The sequence below is a fragment of the Streptomyces sp. adm13(2018) genome, assembly GCF_008042145.1.
In the GTDB taxonomy this organism is placed as follows: Bacteria; Actinomycetota; Actinomycetes; order Streptomycetales; family Streptomycetaceae; genus Streptomyces.
In genome coordinates this window covers 1,158,906-1,176,158 of record NZ_RDBH01000141.1, presented here as the reverse complement: position 1 = coordinate 1,176,158, position 17,253 = coordinate 1,158,906, and the positions used below count along the sequence as shown (strand labels likewise).

Below are 17,253 nucleotides of genomic sequence, written 5' to 3'. Positions count from 1 at the left end.
CCCCTCCTGCTTGTCCACCTGCTCCACCGACCAACTCTCCTTGTCGAGCGAACCGTTTCGGCCGCGTGACCAAGGATGGACAGAGCGGGAAGATCCCGGACTCTTCTCCTCCCGCTCTTCACCCCATCAGGTGACTCTTCTCCCAGGCGGCCTGACCGGACCGTGCTGATATGCGTACCGCGTGGAGAGTCGGGCGGGAGGGGAGCGGTCCGTGGGCGGAGCGGGTGGCTCCGCCCACGGGTGGAGCGTCTCAGGCGTCGATGCGCGAGCGGTCGAGGGTCGCCGCCGAGCCGGTGATGAACTCCTTGCGTGGCGCCACGTCATTGCCCATGAGGAGGTCGAAGACCTGCTCCGACGCGTCCAGGTCGCCGATGTTGATCCGGCGCAGGGTGCGGTGGCGCGGGTCCATCGTGGTCTCCGCGAGCTGGTCGGCGTCCATCTCGCCCAGGCCCTTGTAGCGCTGGATGGAGTCCTTGTAGCGGACGCCCTTGCGCTGGTACTCCAGCAGGGTCTGGCGCAGCTCGTTGTCCGAGTACGTGTACACGTACTTGTCCTGCCCCTTCTTGGGCTGGACGAGCTCGATCCGGTGCAGCGGCGGCACGGCGGCGAAGACCCGCCCTGCCTCCACCATCGGCCGCATGTAGCGCTGGAAGAGCGTCAGCAGCAGGCAGCGGATGTGGGCGCCGTCGACGTCGGCGTCGACGAGGAGCACGATCTTCCCGTAGCGGGCCGCGTCGATGTCGAAGGTGCGGCCCGAGCCCGCCCCTATGACCTGGATGATCGCCCCGCACTCGGCGTTCTTCAGCATGTCCGAGACGGACGACTTCTGGACGTTGAGGATCTTGCCGCGGATCGGCAGCAGGGCCTGGAACTCGCTGTTCCGGGCGAGCTTCGCCGTACCGAGGGCCGAGTCGCCCTCGACGATGAAGAGCTCGCTCCGCTCCACGTCGTCGCTGCGGCAGTCGGCCAGCTTGGCCGGCAGCGAGGAGGACTCCAGCGCGGTCTTCCTGCGCTGCGCGTCCTTGTGCTGGCGGGCGGCGATACGCGTGCGGGCGGCGGCGACGGCCTTGTCCAGGACGGCACGGGCCTGCGCCTTGGCGTCCCGCTTGGTCGAGGTCAGGAAGGCCTTGAGCTCCTTGGCGACCACGCTCGCCACGATCCGCCGCGCCGCGGACGTCCCGAGGACCTCCTTGGTCTGGCCCTCGAACTGCGGCTCGGCGAGCCGGACCGTCACGACGGCCGTCAGGCCCTCCAGGGCGTCGTCCTTGACGATGTCGTCCTCGGCGACCCGCAGCATCTTGGCCGAGCGCAGCACCTCGTTCACCGTCTTGGTGATCGCCTGCTCGAAGCCGGAGACGTGGGTGCCGCCCTTGGGTGTGGCGATGATGTTGACGAAGGACTTGACCGTGCTGTCGTAGCCGGTGCCCCAGCGGAGGGCGACGTCCACGGCGAGCTCCCGGGTGACCTCGGTGGGGGTCATGTGCCCGCGCTCGTCGAGGACCGGGACGGTCTCCTTGAAGGTGCCCTGGCCGGTGAGCCGCTGGATGTCGCAGACGGCCTTGTCCTGGGCGAGGTACTCGCAGAACTCGCTGATCCCGCCGTCGAAGCGGAACGTCTCCTCGCTCTTGCCGACCCCTGCCAGGTCCCGCTCGTCGCGGACGACGATGGTGAGGCCGGGGACGAGGAAGGCGGTCTGCCGGGCGCGCTGGTGCAGCGTCTCCAGGGAGAGCTTGGCGTCCTTGAGGAAGATCTGCCGGTCGGCCCAGTAGCGCACGCGCGTGCCGGTGCGGGTCTTGGGGACGCGCTTGCCCTTGCGCAGGCCGTTGCCCGGATCGAAGGGGCTGTCGGGGCCCTGCTCGGTGAAGATGCCGGGGACGCCCCGGCGGAAGCTGATCGCGTGCGTGGCGCTGTTCCGGTCGACCTCGACGTCGAGGCGGGCCGACAGGGCGTTGACCACGGAGGCGCCGACGCCGTGCAGACCGCCGGAGGCGGCGTAGGAGCCGCCGCCGAACTTTCCGCCGGCGTGCAGCTTGGTCATGACGACCTCGACCCCGGAGAGCCCGGTCTTCGGCTCGACGTCGACCGGGATGCCCCGGCCGTTGTCCTGCACCTCGACGGAGCCGTCCTCGTGGAGGACGACCTCGATGTGGTCGCAGTAGCCCCCGAGGGCCTCGTCGACGGAGTTGTCGATGATCTCCCAGATGCAGTGCATCAGGCCGCGGCTGTCGGTGGACCCGATGTACATACCGGGGCGCTTGCGGACCGCTTCGAGCCCTTCCAGTACGAGCAGGTGCCGCGCGGTGTAGTTGGAAGCGTCACGGTCTGCGGTCAGCAGCGCACTGGACGGCACGGACGTTTCGGCGGTCACGCGGTTCGCTCCTCGCTGAATTTGAAATCTGGCCCGGTGGGGTAAGGCCCGGCGTCGGTCACCGCTCAGAGGGTACCGATGCCTGGTAGAGCCGTTGTCACGCCACCCTCCCCGTTTCCTCATGCTAGTCCAGCCTCGTATGGATGTTCGATCCCTCGAAGGGGTGACGCGAACATCACGTTCCCTTCCAGGCATGAACCATTTAGGCTCCGGGCACGTCCTCATCAACAACCGGCAACCACGCCGGGAGGACTGACCTACACAAGCAACGCGAAATCCGTAGAGCGACGCAATACGGCTCATTCGCCGCCAACCGGCAGCAGACAGCCACCTGCGAAGAAGTTTGAAGGAAAAGCCGCGAGCGGGAACGTTTTCGGCCTGGTTGGATGTTGACCCTGGTACGACAGCTCGTCGAGCTAGAGAAGAGGCGACGTGACTACTGTTCTGACCCCCGCGAGCCCCCTGACGGCCGCTGACCGTTGCGACCGCTGCGGCGCCCAGGCCTACCTGCGTGTCGTCCTGACCAGCGGAGGTGACTTGCTCTTCTGCGCCCACCACGGCCGCAAGTTCGAGCCGGAACTCAAGAAGATCGCCGTTGAGATACAGGATGAGACGGACCGCCTGACGGACGTGCCGGCCCGTACCCAGGGCGACGACCACTGACGCCTCGCATCCACGACGAGCCCAGATCCGGCCACTGACCGGACGGCGGGCGGTCACCCCCGTAAGGCAAGGGGGGTGACCGCCCGTTCTCGTACCGCCACTGTCCGCGAGGGATCAGAAGCTCTCCGGCAGCACCGCCGAGACCCGGGTGTAGACCCCGGGGTTCTCCGCCTGCCCGCAGCCGCTGCCCCAGGACACCAGGCCGACGAGCACCCCCTTCGCCACGAGGGGGCCTCCGCTGTCCCCCTGGCACGCGTCCTTGCCGCCCTGTGGGTCGCCCGCGCACAGCATCGTGTCGCTCCGGTAGGAGACGCCGAAGCCACCCGGGTAGGCCCGCTCGCACGCGCTGTCCGGGAGCATCTGCACCCGCGCCGTGCGCAGCGCGGAGGCGTAGGTCCCGCTGCCCGTCGTGTCGCCCCAGCCGTAGACGTCCGCCTCCGTACCGGGGGTGTACGCCGCATCCCCCGCCCGGGCGACGCCGATCACGTACGACTGCGGCAGCGGGCTCGTGAGCGTCAGCACCGCGAGATCGCCCGAGTTCGTCGTCGGGTCGTAGTCGGGATTGACCCAGGTGTCCGAGATCCGCACCTCCTGCCCGCCCTGCCCGCGCAGCGAGGCACGGCCGGCGATGACGACGAAGTCGCGCACCTCCCACGGCTCGCCGCCGAGGACCTCGCGCCCCAGGCAGTGGGCCGCCGTGAGCACCTTCGTCGGCGCCACGATCACGCCGCCGCAGAACTGCCCCGCGCGCGTACCTCCGAACCGGTCACGGCTGGACAGCGCCACCACCCACGGCGCGTCCGTGATCTGGGCCGGCCGACCGCCCACCACGACGCTGTCGGCGGCCGCGGGGACGGCGGTGGCCAGTTGTCCCGCCACGGCCGCGATCAGGCCCACAGCACCCGTCACTGCTCGGCTGAGAGAACCACGCATGGAGCCTCCTGACTCTCCGGTGATGTTCGTTCACCCAGAGTCCAGCACGCGGCGCCGCCGTGCACCCCGCGGACAGCCGGAGGGCCCGGCTCCCCCTGGGGGAACCGGGCCCTTCCGCGTACCGCTCCTGCCTCGTGTCCGTCACCCTCACGGACCTGCCGAGGTACGGATCAGTCGAGGTAGTCGCGCAGCACCTGCGAGCGCGACGGGTGACGCAGCTTCGACATGGTCTTGGACTCGATCTGACGGATCCGCTCGCGGGTCACGCCGTAGACCTTGCCGATCTCGTCCAGCGTCTTCGGCTGGCCGTCGGTGAGGCCGAAGCGCATCGAGACGACGCCGGCCTCACGCTCGGAGAGCGTGTCGAGCACCGAGTGCAGCTGCTCCTGGAGGAGCGTGAAGCTCACCGCGTCGGCCGGGACGACCGCCTCGGAGTCCTCGATCAGGTCGCCGAACTCGCTGTCGCCGTCCTCACCCAGCGGGGTGTGGAGGGAGATCGGCTCACGACCGTACTTCTGGACCTCGATGACCTTCTCAGGGGTCATGTCGAGCTCCTTGGCCAGCTCCTCCGGGGTGGGCTCACGGCCCAGGTCCTGGAGCATCTGGCGCTGCACGCGCGCGAGCTTGTTGATGACCTCGACCATGTGCACCGGGATGCGGATGGTGCGGGCCTGGTCGGCCATGGCGCGGGTGATCGCCTGACGGATCCACCAGGTGGCGTACGTGGAGAACTTGTAGCCCTTGGTGTAGTCGAACTTCTCGACCGCGCGGATGAGACCCAGGTTGCCCTCCTGGATCAGGTCCAGGAAGAGCATGCCGCGGCCGGTGTAGCGCTTGGCCAGCGAGACCACCAGACGGAGGTTGGCCTCCAGGAGGTGATTCTTGGCCCGGCGGCCGTCCTCGGCGATGATCTCCAGCTCGCGCTTGAGCTTCGGCGCGAGCTTGTCCGAGTTCGCGAGCTTGTCCTCGGCGAACAGGCCGGCCTCGATCCGCTTCGCGAGCTCGACCTCCTGCTCGGCGTTGAGGAGCGGGACCTTGCCGATCTGCTTCAGGTAGTCCTTGACCGGGTCGGCGGTAGCACCGGCGACGGCGACCTGCTGCGCCGGAGCGTCGTCCTCGTCCTCGTCGGACAGGACGAAGCCCTTGCTCTCGCCCTCCGGCTCCTCTTCCTCGCCCTTGCCGGCCGCGACGTCCTCGAGCAGCTCTTCGCCCTCGACGGCTTCGTCGGCGTCCTTCTTGGACGCGGTCTTCTTGGCCGTGGCCTTCTTGGCGACGGTCTTCTTGGCCACCGTCTTCTTCGCGACGGTCTTCTTCGCGGCCGCCTTCGGGGCGGATCCGGCCTCGTCGGCCGGGTCGGCGCCCTCCGCCGCGGGTGCCGCGGAGGCGGCCGTGACGGTCGTCTTCGTCACGGTCGTCCTGGCGGTGACGGTCTTGGTGGCGGTGCGCTTGGCCGGGCTCTTCGCGGCGACGCTCTTGCGGGCGCGCTTCGGCGACTCCGCTGCACTGACCATCAGCGTCACACCCTCTTCCTCGAGGATCTGATTGAGGCTGCGCAGAACATTCTTCCACTGGGTTGGCGGAATCTGGTCAGCCTCGAAGGCCCGACGCACGTCATCGCCGGCGATCTGCCCATCAGCCTTTCCCCGCTCGATGAGCGCCATCACAGACTCGGACTCGGCGATCTCCGGCGGGAGCGTACGGGATGTGCTGGCCGACACGAACAACCTCTCGGAACGATGGATACGGCTTCCGGCCCCGCCCGGGATCGGGCTGGAGCCGACGACCGTCGACGGGGAATGTGCCGACGGCGCGGGCTGGACCGGGGAACTGCACAGCGCCTCCATCGGCTGCTGTATTCCTTCCTCGGCTGTCACCTCTTAGGTCATCGCACGGCTCGGAGGAGTGTTACGCCCAATCTTCGTGGCCCGAGTCACACCTCATGTGCGACAAACCAACGCAGAGGGGTATATCAGCCTACATTCACACCGCCGGAATCCTGGCACCGTCCGGGGAGGCCCCGCCGGGCTCCCCGGACGCCGCTCGGACCCGGCGGCACGCGGTGTCCGCGCCTGCGCGTTCCCGGCCACGGCCCGCGGGTCAGTGTTCGCGGGGGGCGGGGACGACTCGCTCCACCTCGGGGTGGACCATGAGCAGCGCCCGCATGGCCGTCTCCGCGGCGAGGGCGTCACCCGCGGCCAGCGCGTCCACGATCCGCGCGTGGTGCGCGAGGCAGGCCTCGCCGGGGCGGTCACAGCCCGTGACGGGGCCGCCGGAGACCTGGAGCGCCGCACCGACGATGCCGGAGAGGTGCTCCAGCATGCGGTTGCCGGCGAGCTGGATGAGGAGCGAGTGGAACTCGGTGTCGGCGCGCGAGAACGTGATGCCGTCACCCTGGGCGAACGCGTGGCCCATGATCTCGACCATGTCGGAGAGGCGCTGCTGGACGTCCTCGCGGCCGTGCCCGGCGGCGAGGCGGGCGGCCAGGGGCTCGATCGTCCAGCGCAGCTCGTTGAGCTCGCGGCGCTGGTCGTCCCGCTGGGGGCCGAAGGCGCGCCACTCGATGATGTCGGGGTCGAGGAGGTTCCAGTCGGCGACGGGCCTGACGCGGGTACCGACGTTCGGGCGGGCGCTGACGAGCCCCTTGGCCTCCAGCACGCGCAGCGACTCGCGGACGACGGTGCGCGAGACCTCGAAGCGCTGGCCGATCTCCTCGGGGACCAGCGGGCGGTCGGCCCCGAGGTCACCGGAGACGATCATCTGGCCGAGTTGCTGGACGAGCTGTCCGTGCAGGCCGCGGCCCCGGTTTCCGGCGCTCCTCCGGCCGACGCGCCCCAGGTCGGTGTCCACCCCCTCCCAGGAGGGCGGGCCCACGCGGCCGGCGCCGGGCGCCTCCGCGTAGGGGTAGCGGTCGAGATCGCCCGGGGCGCCGAGGCCGGAGTCGACGGAGCGGGCGGCGGTCATCATGGTGTGCGCAAGGGTACTCACGCATCCTTTGTCGGCGTTGCTTCCGTGGCCCTTGAGGTCTTTGGTGAAAAGCACACGAAAGGGTGATCGGCGACTCCTACACAATTGACGATAATTGGGACATTTAGGTCAGATTCCAGAGGAGTTGACCGCGATCCGGAAGCTTTCGGTCCGCAAGTGATCACCAACGCGCCTTCCGGCGAAGGCCGGTGAACACATAGGCGCAGAACAACCCGGTCAACGTCAGGGAGAGAGCCACCCCCGCGGGCTGTCCGAGCACCCTCAGCCCTCCCGCCAGCCAGCGGTCCACCGCGGGAGACCACTGCGGACCGGCGAACTCCCGCAGTCGCGAGGGAAGTCCGGCGGCCGACCGCACCGAGGGACCCGTCAGCACCTTCTGCATCAGGGGGACGAAGGCGACCGGCACGGCGAGCACCGCAGCGACCCCGGCCGCCGCCGCCCGGAACACCCCGGCGCCCAGCACTCCGGCCCAGGCGCAGCCGATCATGAGGCCCAGCCAACTCGCCGACATCGTCGGCCAGTTTCTCGGTACCGCGATCAACTCGCCGCCGTAGACGAACCGCAGGACCTCCAGGTCCACCACGACGACAGCCGCACCCAGCGCCAGGGCCACCGCCGCCGCCACGGTCAGCTTCGCCATCAGCAGGCCGGGTCTGCGCGGCACGGCTCCCCGGCCCGTGGTGAGCGCCGGGTAGCGGTACTCCTCTCCGAAGGAGAAGGCCCCGAGCAGTCCGGCGCCGAGGGCCGCGGGCGGCAGCGGCGAGAGGGCGGGCCAGCCGGCCAGGACGGCGGGCAGCGCGGCCCGGCCGCCCCGGCCCAGGAGAAGGGCGAGCGTCACCGAGACGAGCAGGACGGCGGCCACGACGAGCGGGGTGGACGGCACGCCCAGGAGACGGCGGATCTCGTACCGCAGTGGTCGCAGGGGCGAGCGGGCGGGCCGACGGGCCCCGCCCGGCTCCTCAGCCCCGGTTTCACGGGTCGCTGAACCGGGGGTCGCGGAACCGGAGGGCGTGACGTCGGCCGGTACGGAGCCACCGGCCCCGGGCTCGCGGTCGGAGCCGCCGGACTCCGGGCCGCCGCCTCCCACCGCGGTGCGCGGCCCGGACCGACCGCGGCCGGCGGGGGCTCCGGAGCCACCGGAGTCGCCGGTCTCGGCGGCGAGCCGGTGGATCGGTACGCCGTGCCGGAACGCCGTGTCGCCGACGGCCGCGCAGTCGCTTCCGTAGACGGACAGCCGGTTGCCGTCCTCGGCCACGACCTCGACCGGACGGCGGGCGGCCCGGGCCTCCTGGGTCACGACCGCGGCGAGCCGCGCGGCCTGCGGGGTGCGGACGGAGACCCGCGGGCGCAGCCGGGTGCGGGAGAACTCGGTGACGTCCTGGTCGCCGACGAGCCGCCCGGCGTCGAGTGTGACGACCCGGTCGGCGTTGCGGACGGCGTCCTTGGGGTCGGCCGTGGTGTAGAGCACGGTTCCGCCGCCGTCCGCGTGCGCCCGCAGGAGCGCGTGCAGCCAGCCGCTCTCGGAGGCGGAGAGGCCGGCCCCGGGCTCGTCGAGCAGCAGGGTGTGGGGGTCGCCCAACAGGGCTGCGGCGAGGCCGAGTCGGCGGTCGGCGCCGATGGGGAGGGTGCCGATCCGCCGCCGCTCCAGTCCGTCGAGGCCGACGGCCCGGGTGAGTTCCTCGGCCCGCGAGGCGGGAACCCCGGTGGCGGCGCAGAGCATCCGCAACTGGCCCCGGAGGGTGCGGGAGGGGTGGCCCGGGATGTCGCCGAGGAGGACGCCGACCTCGCGCGGCGGGTGGGCGATGCGGTGAAGTGGCCGCCCGCGGAAGTAGGTGGTCCCGCGCCCCGGCTCGAGTTCGAGCATGAGCCGGAGCGTGGTGGTCTTGCCGGAGCCCGCGGGGCCGAGGAGAGCGGTCACGGCACCCGGCCGGGCATCGAAGGTCAGATCGTCCACGGCGGGCGGGCGATCACGGCGGGGAGTGCTGGTCAGTCCGATGGCCTGGAGCATCGCTTCTCTCGCGGTAGGTGACACCGCTCCGCGGCAGGGCGGCGCTACCGCAGCAAGATAACGCTACATTTCGGACTTTCCACGCAGGGTTGGCGCCCAGGAGTGCCGGGGGCCCCGGCCCGTCAGACCTCGGGGCGCAGCATCGGCGGGTTGAGGAGGGTGGCCCCACCTGCCCTGAAGAGCTGGGCCGGGCGCCCGCCCTGACGGGTCGTGGTGCCACCGGCCGGAACGAGGAAGCCGGGCGTGCCGGTCACCTTCCGGTGGAAGTTGCGCGGGTCGAGCGCGACGCCCCAGACGGCCTCGTAGACCCGTCGCAGCTCGCCGACGGTGAACTCGGGCGGGCAGAAGGCGGTGGCCAGGGAGGAGTACTCGATCTTGGACCGGGCCCGCTCCACCCCGTCGGCGAGGATCCGGGCGTGGTCGAAGGCGAGTGCGACCGGGCCGCCTTCCTTCTCCTCGCCCCCGGCGCCCCCGGAGGCATCGCCGTCGGCGCCCCGGACCGCCGCGGGCGCGTCCACCGTCCCGGCGAGCAGCTCCTCGCCGAGCAACTCCTCGACGGGGGCCCAGCGGGCGCTGTTCGCGTCGCCGCCGGCCCGCGGGGCGGGGAGGTCCGGAGCGAGCGCGAGGTGCGCGACGCTGACCACCCGCATGCGCGGGTCCCGATCGGGCGCCCCGTAGGTCGCCAGCTGCTCCAGGTGCGCGCCGTTGCTCGGCACCGGCGGCGGGGCGGCCGGATCGTGGGCGCAGAGGCCCGTCTCCTCGACCAGCTCGCGCGCGGCGGCGCCGCCGAGGTCCTCGTCCTCGCGCACGAAGCCGCCGGGCAGTGCCCAACGCCCCTTGTACGGCGCCTCCCCCCGCCGCACGACCAGGGTGCAGAGCGCGTGGCGGCGCACGGTGAGGACGACCAGATCGACGGTCACGGCGAAGGGCGGAAAGGCCGACGGGTCGTAGGGAGGCATGCCGCGATCATAGTCGTCTTCCTGACGATAAGCACGCCCCTCGAAAGCATCGGCGCCGACTCCCGCGCCCTCTCGCGAGGCTTCCGTCGTGTCTGTGCCCGGCATCCCGTCACACCCCCAGTTGAAGGCCCTCTGCGGCCTCCTCGACCATACCGAGACCGAGCCTGCCGACCCGCACGGCGAACGGCTCGCCCGCGACCACGAGCCCCGAGAACCTGATCGCTCCGAGGGGCGCCGACCGCAGGGGATGCGTCGACACGGCACGCCCCGGGGCGTCCGGACGGACGCCGACGAGGGCCAGCAGGGCGTGGACGGCTCCGGCGGCCGCGACCGCGGCCGGACGGCACGCGGCGGGATGGGGAACCGGCCGCCCGCCCGCCGTGCGCTGCTCCCCCGCGTACATCTCGGGCAGCCGGTACGCGAAGCTCTCCGCCGCGTCGAGCAGCCCGCGGAGCAGCGAGGCGGCCTCCTTCTCGTGTCCGAGGGCGGCGAGCCCCGCCACCGCGACCGCCGTCTCGTGCACCCGTACGGCGCCCGCCCGATGACCGAGGGGGTTGTGCCCGGGCTCCTTGGCTCCCAGGCTGCGCAGGCCCCAGCCGGAGTCCAGCGCGGGGGTGGCGAGCAGTCGCGCCACCTGCTCGGCCTCCGCCCTGTCCAGCAGCCCCCGGGCGAGGCGGCCGCCGCCGAGCAGTCCGGTGTCGAGCAGATGGGCGGCCCAGCCGCCGAGCGTGGGCCAGGTCCGGCCGTCCGGTCCGAGGGCGGCGGCGGGCCGGCCGCCGGCCGGGTCGTCGAGCCAGAACTCCCGCCGGAACTGCTCGCGCATCGTTCCCGCCGCCTCCAGCAGCGCGTCCGCGCCGGGTCTGCCGCACGCGTCGAGCAGGTCCGCCCCGAGGAGCGCCGCACGATGTGCGTGTGCCTGCGTCTCGGCGCGCGAGGGACCGGCGGGCCCCGGGTCCGGCACCAGCCCGCTCGCGCCGGCCGTGCGGCGCAGCCAGTCCAGACAGCGCTCCGCCGTGGGCAGCAGCTCTTCCAGGTCCGCCGTCGGCAGGCCCCAGCGGCGGGCCTCGGCGAGCACGACCGGAAAGGCGAGGGTGGCCTCGACGCCCGTGCAGTGGGGCGGCAGATGCGGACCCGCGTCCCTGAGCGGGCCCGGGATGCGACCGGACTCGGAACCGCCGCCGGACAGCTGGGACCCGGCGAGGGCGCGGAGGGTCGTGGCGGCGAGCCGGGTGCCGAGGGGCAGGGCCATCCTGGCCGCCCAGAGCGCCTCGGCGGTGACGGGTCCGCAGCGCCAGGGGACGCCCGCCGCCAGGTGGACGCCCGCCGGGTGGGCGGGGTCGCGCTGGAGCAGGGCCCGCAGATCCTCGACCGAGGTGCGCAGCAGCTGCCCCGGGCGGGGGTCGTCGCCCTCGGCGAGGGCTTCGGCGAGGACGTGGCCACCGGGCCGTCCGGCGCCTCCCTGGGCGCCGGCGGGGCGGCCGGGCGCGCCGTCGCGCACCCGAAGCCGGACGGTGAAGGTGCCCCCGGGCGCCAGCTCGGCCTCCCAGCGCAGGACACCCGCCGCGGCCAGGGCGTCCATGGGCGGCGGGTCCGCCGTGACGGTGACGGAGCGTCCGGCCTCGCCGGTCCAGCGCAGGCCGGTGCCGTGGACGCTCGCCGTGAGCTCGGGTCCGGGCCGGCCGGACGCCACCGCCCCCAGGTCCGCGAGATCCGACCCCAGAGAGATTTCCACGGGGAGGCGCAACGGGCGGGCGGCGGCACTACGCAGGGTGATCCGCTCGCTGCCGTCGGCGCTCCGGGTGCGTTCGACGGTGAGCCCGGGGTCGGGCCCCATGTCCCCGGGCACGCGGAGGGCTCCGAGGAACACGGCCCGGTCCGCCGCAGCCATCCGGCCCTGGAGGGCCAGCGGTTCGCGCCCCGCCACGCGAAGAACGCAGCGGGAGAGGATCCGTCGGCCCGACGCGTACACGCCCTCGGGTCCCTCCCCGGTGAGCTGGCCGTGTCCGGCGTTGACGGCGAGGGCGGGCAGTGCGACGCAGAGGAGCGCGTCGTGCACCGAGGGAAACTGAGCCGGCCGGGCCGGCCGGACCTCGCGGGGGAGCTGAACGCGCCGACGGGGGGCCGGGTCACGGTCCTCATCGACCGCTCCGGGTGCCACGCTGCCCACCCTGCCTGGGCGCCCGGCTCCCGGGCCTCCCCGCGCCGGGCCCGCCGGGCCGGACGTCGGCGGAGGTGCGCCGCTCCGCTCCACCGGGGCCGCGAACCGGCTTCCGCACGGTCTGCCTGCTGCTGCGCGAGCGCGCGATGCGGGTCCTGACCTGTGCGGTCACACGGGCGACGGCCTCGTCCGCGGCGAGCCGGTCGTCCCGTTCGGCCCGCAGACAGGAGCGGAGCGACTCGGGGTCGAGCCCTTCGTTGCACGCCTGGTGCAGCAGCCGGGCGAAGACGTACTCGGGGTCCGCCTCGAGCGCGAGTCCGAGGGCGACCCGGGCGGTCGGCTCGTCGCCGGTCGACCAGGCGGCCCAGCCCGCGAGGGTGAGCGGTGCGGCGGAGTGCTCCTGGTAGGGGGCGACGCAGCGGCGGGCCAGGACGCGCCAGAGGCGCAGCGCCGCTGTGCCCTCCCAGCCCTCCATCCATTCGGCGGCGCGGTCCCGGGTGGCCCGGTCCTGGAGGCCGAGGATCAGGGCGGCCGCCTCGTCCGTGCCGACCAGGGCGTCGTCGGCTTCGTCGCCCGCGGCGGTGCCGGCGGCCTCGTCCCGCGCCGTCCTCGGGTCGCCCGGAGCCCCCGGGGGGCCGGCCGGCGCGGTCGGCTCCACCGGATTGGCGAAACGGCGGAGCACCGCGCGGGCGAGGCGCAGAGTCTCCTCGCGCACCTCCTCCCGCCCCTCGTTCTCGGCGCCCTCGATGATCCGGGGGACGATCGCGGCGGCGCTCGTGTCGAGCGCCGTGCGCTGCTCTTCCTCCCTAGACCCGCCGGTGGGCCGGAAGCGCCGCTGCATGTCCCGCAGGGTCCCTCGCACCTGGACTCCGGCGTAGGCCGCGGTCGCCGCCATCACCGTCGTCCCGCTGAGGGCGAGCGGGGTGCCGTCGGGCGGGCAGCAGCGGGCGTCGGGGCAGCAGTAGGAGAAGTAGAGCCCGTCGGAGATGCAGAGGGCCTCGTAGACCGGGATGTCGAGGGCGCCGCAGGCGGTGCGCAGCCGCTGGGCGAAGGGACGAAGACGTTCCATGACCCTGCGGCCCGTCTCACCCGCCGCCGGGTCCTGGCAGAGGAAGACGACGATGCCGTCGGGGCGGGCGCCGCTCCGGGCGCCTCCCTCCACGAGGCAATCGGCGAGGTGGTCGGCGGTGGTCGCCCATTCGCGGGGCGATCGGGGAATGCCGAGCCTGACCCGTCCGCCGAAGCGGCCGTGCTCGCCGTGCAGCCCGACCAGGACGACGGAGTCGGTGGGGTGGAAGCCCAGCACGAACGGCAGGGCGTCGGCCAGTTCGGCCGGGCCGCGCAGGGTGATCTGGGTACGGGCGGGTCCGCTGGTTTCGTGGTGATTCGCGTTCATGGTCAGGACGGTCTCGTGATCTCCCGAAATCCGAAACCCCTGTGGATAACTCCGCGAACGCGGCTTTCGTCGACCCGTTCGGGTTATCCACAGATCCGGCGCCCATTCGCCCGATGTCCGAGGCATCGGGTTGCATGGAGTCATGACCCACGCAGACCCCCAGGAAGACCGCGCGGCGCTCCGGACCGCCGCCGACGCCGTGCTCGCCCGTCTCGTCTCGGACCCGACCGGCACGGCGAGACTGCGCGAGGACCAGTGGCGGGCCATCGAGGCGCTGGTCGCCGACCGGCGCCGCGCCCTGGTGGTGCAGCGCACGGGCTGGGGCAAGTCGGCGGTGTACTTCGTGGCTACCTCGCTGCTCCGCGAGCGCGGCAGCGGCCCGACCGTGATCGTCTCCCCCCTGCTCGCGCTGATGCGCAACCAGGTGGAGGCGGCGGCCCGGGCGGGCATCCGCGCCCGGACGATCAACTCGTCGAACACGGAGGAGTGGGACACGGTCCAGGAGGAGGTCGCCGCCGGCGAGGTCGACGTCCTCCTGGTGAGTCCGGAGCGGCTCAACAACCCCGACTTCCGCGACCAGGTGCTCCCCCGGCTCGCCGCCGCCACCGGCCTGCTCGTGGTCGACGAGGCGCACTGCATCTCGGACTGGGGGCACGACTTCCGTCCCGACTACCGCCGGCTGCGCACGATGCTGGCGGACCTGCCGTCCGGCGTTCCGGTGCTCGCGACCACGGCGACGGCGAACGCCCGGGTGACGGCCGACGTGGCCGAGCAGCTCGGCACGGGCGCCGGCACGGACGCCCTGGTGCTGCGGGGCCCGCTGGACCGGGAGAGCCTGAGCCTGGGCGTGGTCCGGCTGCCCGACGCGGCCCACCGCCTGGCATGGCTGGCCGACCACCTGGGCGAACTGCCGGGTTCCGGCATCATCTACACGCTGACGGTCGCCGCGGCCGACGAGGTCACGGCCTATCTGCGCCAGTGCGGACACACGGTCTCCTCGTACACGGGCCGCACGGAGAACGCCGACCGGCAGCAGGCGGAGGACGACCTCCAGGCCAATCGGGTCAAGGCGCTCGTGGCGACCTCGGCCCTCGGCATGGGCTTCGACAAGCCGGACCTCGGCTTCGTGGTGCACCTCGGGTCCCCGTCGTCCCCCATCGCGTACTACCAGCAGGTCGGCCGTGCCGGGCGTGGTGTGGAGCACGCCGAGGTGCTGCTGTTGCCGGGGCAGGAGGACGAGGCGATCTGGCGGTACTTCGCCTCGGTGGCCTTCCCGCCCGAGGAGCAGGTGCGCCGGACCATCGACGTCCTCGCCCAGGCGGGCCGGCCGTTGTCCCTGCCCGCCCTGGAGCCTCTGGTGGAGCTGCGCAGGACCCGTCTGGAGACGATGCTCAAGGTCCTCGACGTGGACGGCGCGGTGCGGCGGGTGAAGGGCGGCTGGGAGAGCACGGGCCGTCCCTGGGTGTACGACACCGAGCGGTACGCCTGGGTGGCGCGGCAGCGGGCGGCCGAGCAGCAGGCGATGCGCGACTACGCGGCGTCCTCGGGGTGCCGGATGGAGTTCCTGCGCCGCCAGTTGGACGACGAGGAGGCCGCGCCGTGCGGCCGCTGCGACAACTGCGCGGGGAGCCGGTTCGACCCGAAGGTCACCGACGCGGCGCTGGACGCGGCCAAGGGCGAGCTCGGCCGGCCGGGCGTGGAGGTCGAGCCGCGGAAGATGTGGCCGACCGGACTCACGGCCGTCGGCGTCGATCTGAAGGGCCGTATCCCGGCGGGGGAACTGGCTTTCGGCGGCCGGGCCCTGGGACGGCTCTCGGACATCGGCTGGGGGAACCGGCTGCGTCCGCTGCTGGCCGACACCGCCGCCGACGGTCCGGTTCCGGACGACGTCGTGCAGGCGGTGGTGCACGTGCTCGCCGACTGGGCGAAGGGGCCCGGCGGTTGGGCCTCGGGGGCGCCCGACGCGCCGGCGCGGCCGGCCGGCGTGGTCACGGTCGCCTCCCACCGCAGGCCCATGCTGGTGGGTTCGCTCGGTCAGCGGATCGCGGAGATCGGCAGGATGCCCCTGCTCGGGTCGGTGGAGTACGCGCCCGAGGCGGCGGACGTGCGGCTGTCCCGGACCAACAGCGCCCAGCGGGTGGTGGGCTTGCAGCGGACCCTGACGGTGTCCGCCGAGTTGGGCGAGCGGCTGGCCTCGGCCGGAGGACCGGTGCTCCTGGTCGACGACCTGTCCGACAGCGGCTGGACCTTGGCGGTGGCGGCCCGGCTGCTTCGCCGGGCAGGAGCGGAAGGAGTGTTTCCGCTGGTGCTCGCAGTCCAGGGGTGAAACGGGAGGAGGAACGGGGAGTGAACAATGGGCAACTGGGCAGGGATATGAAAGGCATACCGACGCAATCCCGTCAGCGGCCTCAATTGCTCATTGCCGCTCGCCCCAGGGCCCGCAAGAATTGGGAAACCGCCTCGCACGCCCCGCCAGCGGTCTGGACGGGCTGTGCTGTGGTGCGCCCTCACCCGACCTTGCCCGCCTTGCGGGCGCGTATCCGAAGGGAGGACCGTGACCCTCGGATTCGCTCCGCCCACAGCCGCCTCGCTCAGATCGTCGTCCGAGTCCGCCAACCGCCTCGCTCGGGTACTCGAACCGGCCGAGTGGGCCGCGGCGGGCATCCCGCTGCTGCGCAGTCCGCGCGAGGTCGTCGGCGGACTGCACTCGCGCCACACGCCCGCGCCCTCGACGGCGGTCCTCGCAATCCTCGACCACGAGGAACGGATCGCCGCCAGCGCGTCGTTCGTACGCCGCCCGACTCCGGCGGACGGCTGGGAGTTCCGCAACGCGCTGCTCGCGCATCTGCGGCGGGTCATCCCGCACGACCTCCGCAGGCGCACACCGGTGCGCACCGCGGTGCTGATGTACTGCCGCGACGGTGACGAGCGCTGGACCGAGGAGGACGGCGCGTGGATGTGGGGGCTCAGGGACGCCTGCACCCTGCACGGCCTCCGCTGCGGCGCGTACATCACGCTGACCCGGGCCGGCTGGCAGGTGCTCGGTGAGGGGCGCGGCGGGCGCCGTCCGAGCTCCGACTCGCTCCCCCTGCCGCTCGGCGAGGGGACGGCCGAGCTCGGCCGGCTGACGCCGAGAACCGCGAGCGGGGCGGCCGAGCCCCTGCGCCGGGCCGCCGCGCGCTGAGCACACCGACGACGGCCTCCGCCGGACCCGGTGCGGTCCGGCGGAGGGGCGGTCGGTCAGACTCCGGCGCCCGCTCCGAGGAGCGTCGTGACGTGCTGCGGGTCACCGCAGACGACGAGCAGGACTCCGGCACGGGCCAGGGCGGACGGCAGCGCCTTGGCGGCCGTCCGGTCGTCCCCGCCGTTCACGGCGACGATCACCACGGGACGGGAGGCGGCCCGCTCCACGGCGGCGGCGGGCGCGAAGAACACGTCGTCGCCGCTGTCCTGCTGGGCCCAGTAGGCGGCCTCGCCGAAGGACAGCTCGTGCGCGGTCCACGGGTGCGGGTCGCCGGTGGTGAGCACCAGGACCTCGCCCGGTGCCCGCCCGCTCTCCAGGAGCAGGTCCAGTGCCTCCTCGGCGGCGTCGAGCGCACCGTCGGCGGGGGCCGGGATCAGCTGGAGCTGGGGCGTGGATCGCTGATCGGGACGATTCTCCGCGGTGTTCGCCGGAGCGGGCCCGGCACCGGGGTGCGGGCGGGGTGCCGGCGCCGCGGGCCTGGCGGGGCCGGGAACGGGGCGTCCGGGACGCGGTGAGGCCGCGGTGCGCGGGCCGGGTAC

General features: G+C 72.9%; 12 protein-coding genes. 3 read left to right on the top strand and 9 right to left on the bottom strand.

All coding sequences use genetic code 11. The features are described from left to right. Window positions 1–250: 250 nt before the first annotated feature. The gene (locus EAO70_RS33470; protein ID WP_148006490.1) at window positions 251–2,368 is read right to left on the bottom strand and encodes a type IIA DNA topoisomerase subunit B; all 2,118 of its coding nucleotides are present in this window, start codon (window positions 2,366–2,368) and stop codon (window positions 251–253) included. 432 nt (window positions 2,369–2,800) lie between these two features. Between EAO70_RS33470 and EAO70_RS33465 the strand changes: the two genes are divergently transcribed. Beyond that, window positions 2,801–3,031 carry a hypothetical protein gene (locus tag EAO70_RS33465; RefSeq protein WP_015036683.1) on the top strand — a complete coding sequence of 77 codons (231 nt, stop codon included), beginning with the start codon at window positions 2,801–2,803 and terminating at the stop codon, window positions 3,029–3,031. Between the two features lie 114 nt (window positions 3,032–3,145). Here EAO70_RS33465 and EAO70_RS33460 read toward each other — a convergent pair whose 3' ends face one another. The 7 genes from EAO70_RS33460 to EAO70_RS33430 all read right to left on the bottom strand — a co-directional run bounded on the left by EAO70_RS33460 (window position 3,146) and on the right by EAO70_RS33430 (window position 13,470). Next, entirely contained in the window at window positions 3,146–3,964 is an 819-nt protein-coding gene (locus EAO70_RS33460) for a serine protease (RefSeq protein ID WP_148006489.1), read from the bottom strand. 170 nt (window positions 3,965–4,134) lie between these two features. Then, complete coding sequence (locus tag EAO70_RS33455; RefSeq protein ID WP_187284144.1) at window positions 4,135–5,682, bottom strand: RNA polymerase sigma factor; 1,548 nt, start codon at window positions 5,680–5,682, stop codon at window positions 4,135–4,137. Between the two features lie 379 nt (window positions 5,683–6,061). Further along, window positions 6,062–6,949: a FadR/GntR family transcriptional regulator gene (locus EAO70_RS33450; RefSeq protein WP_148006488.1), complete on the bottom strand. Its 888-nt coding sequence runs from the start codon at window positions 6,947–6,949 to the stop codon at window positions 6,062–6,064. A 160-nt stretch (window positions 6,950–7,109) separates the two neighbouring features. Next, on the bottom strand, window positions 7,110–8,957 hold the full coding sequence (locus EAO70_RS33445) for an ABC transporter ATP-binding protein (protein WP_148006487.1): 1,848 nt from the start codon (window positions 8,955–8,957) through the stop codon (window positions 7,110–7,112). Between the two features lie 122 nt (window positions 8,958–9,079). Beyond that, window positions 9,080–9,916 (bottom strand): NUDIX hydrolase, encoded by an 837-nt coding sequence (locus EAO70_RS33440; protein ID WP_148006486.1) that lies wholly within the window; start codon window positions 9,914–9,916, stop codon window positions 9,080–9,082. Window positions 9,917–10,025: 109 nt separating this feature from the next. Beyond that, the gene (locus EAO70_RS33435; RefSeq protein ID WP_148006485.1) at window positions 10,026–12,083 is read right to left on the bottom strand and encodes a glycogen debranching N-terminal domain-containing protein; all 2,058 of its coding nucleotides are present in this window, start codon (window positions 12,081–12,083) and stop codon (window positions 10,026–10,028) included. Beyond that, window positions 12,052–13,470: a DUF4192 domain-containing protein gene (locus EAO70_RS33430; protein ID WP_148006484.1), complete on the bottom strand. Its 1,419-nt coding sequence runs from the start codon at window positions 13,468–13,470 to the stop codon at window positions 12,052–12,054. The genes EAO70_RS33435 and EAO70_RS33430 overlap by 32 nt, the downstream gene beginning before the upstream one ends. Before the next feature lie 142 nt (window positions 13,471–13,612). Here EAO70_RS33430 and EAO70_RS33425 point away from each other — a divergent pair, with 142 nt between their 5' ends. Together EAO70_RS33425 and EAO70_RS33420 are read left to right on the top strand one after the other, a co-directional pair. Then, complete coding sequence (locus EAO70_RS33425; RefSeq protein ID WP_148006483.1) at window positions 13,613–15,796, top strand: RecQ family ATP-dependent DNA helicase; 2,184 nt, start codon at window positions 13,613–13,615, stop codon at window positions 15,794–15,796. Window positions 15,797–16,024: 228 nt separating this feature from the next. Beyond that, window positions 16,025–16,654, top strand: a complete 630-nt coding sequence (locus EAO70_RS33420) for a hypothetical protein (protein ID WP_148006482.1) — start codon at window positions 16,025–16,027, stop codon at window positions 16,652–16,654. A gap of 56 nt (window positions 16,655–16,710) precedes the next feature. Here EAO70_RS33420 and EAO70_RS33415 read toward each other — a convergent pair. Further along, the coding region (locus EAO70_RS33415; protein WP_261993154.1) for a hypothetical protein at window positions 16,711–17,253 on the bottom strand (543 nt) is incomplete at its 5' end.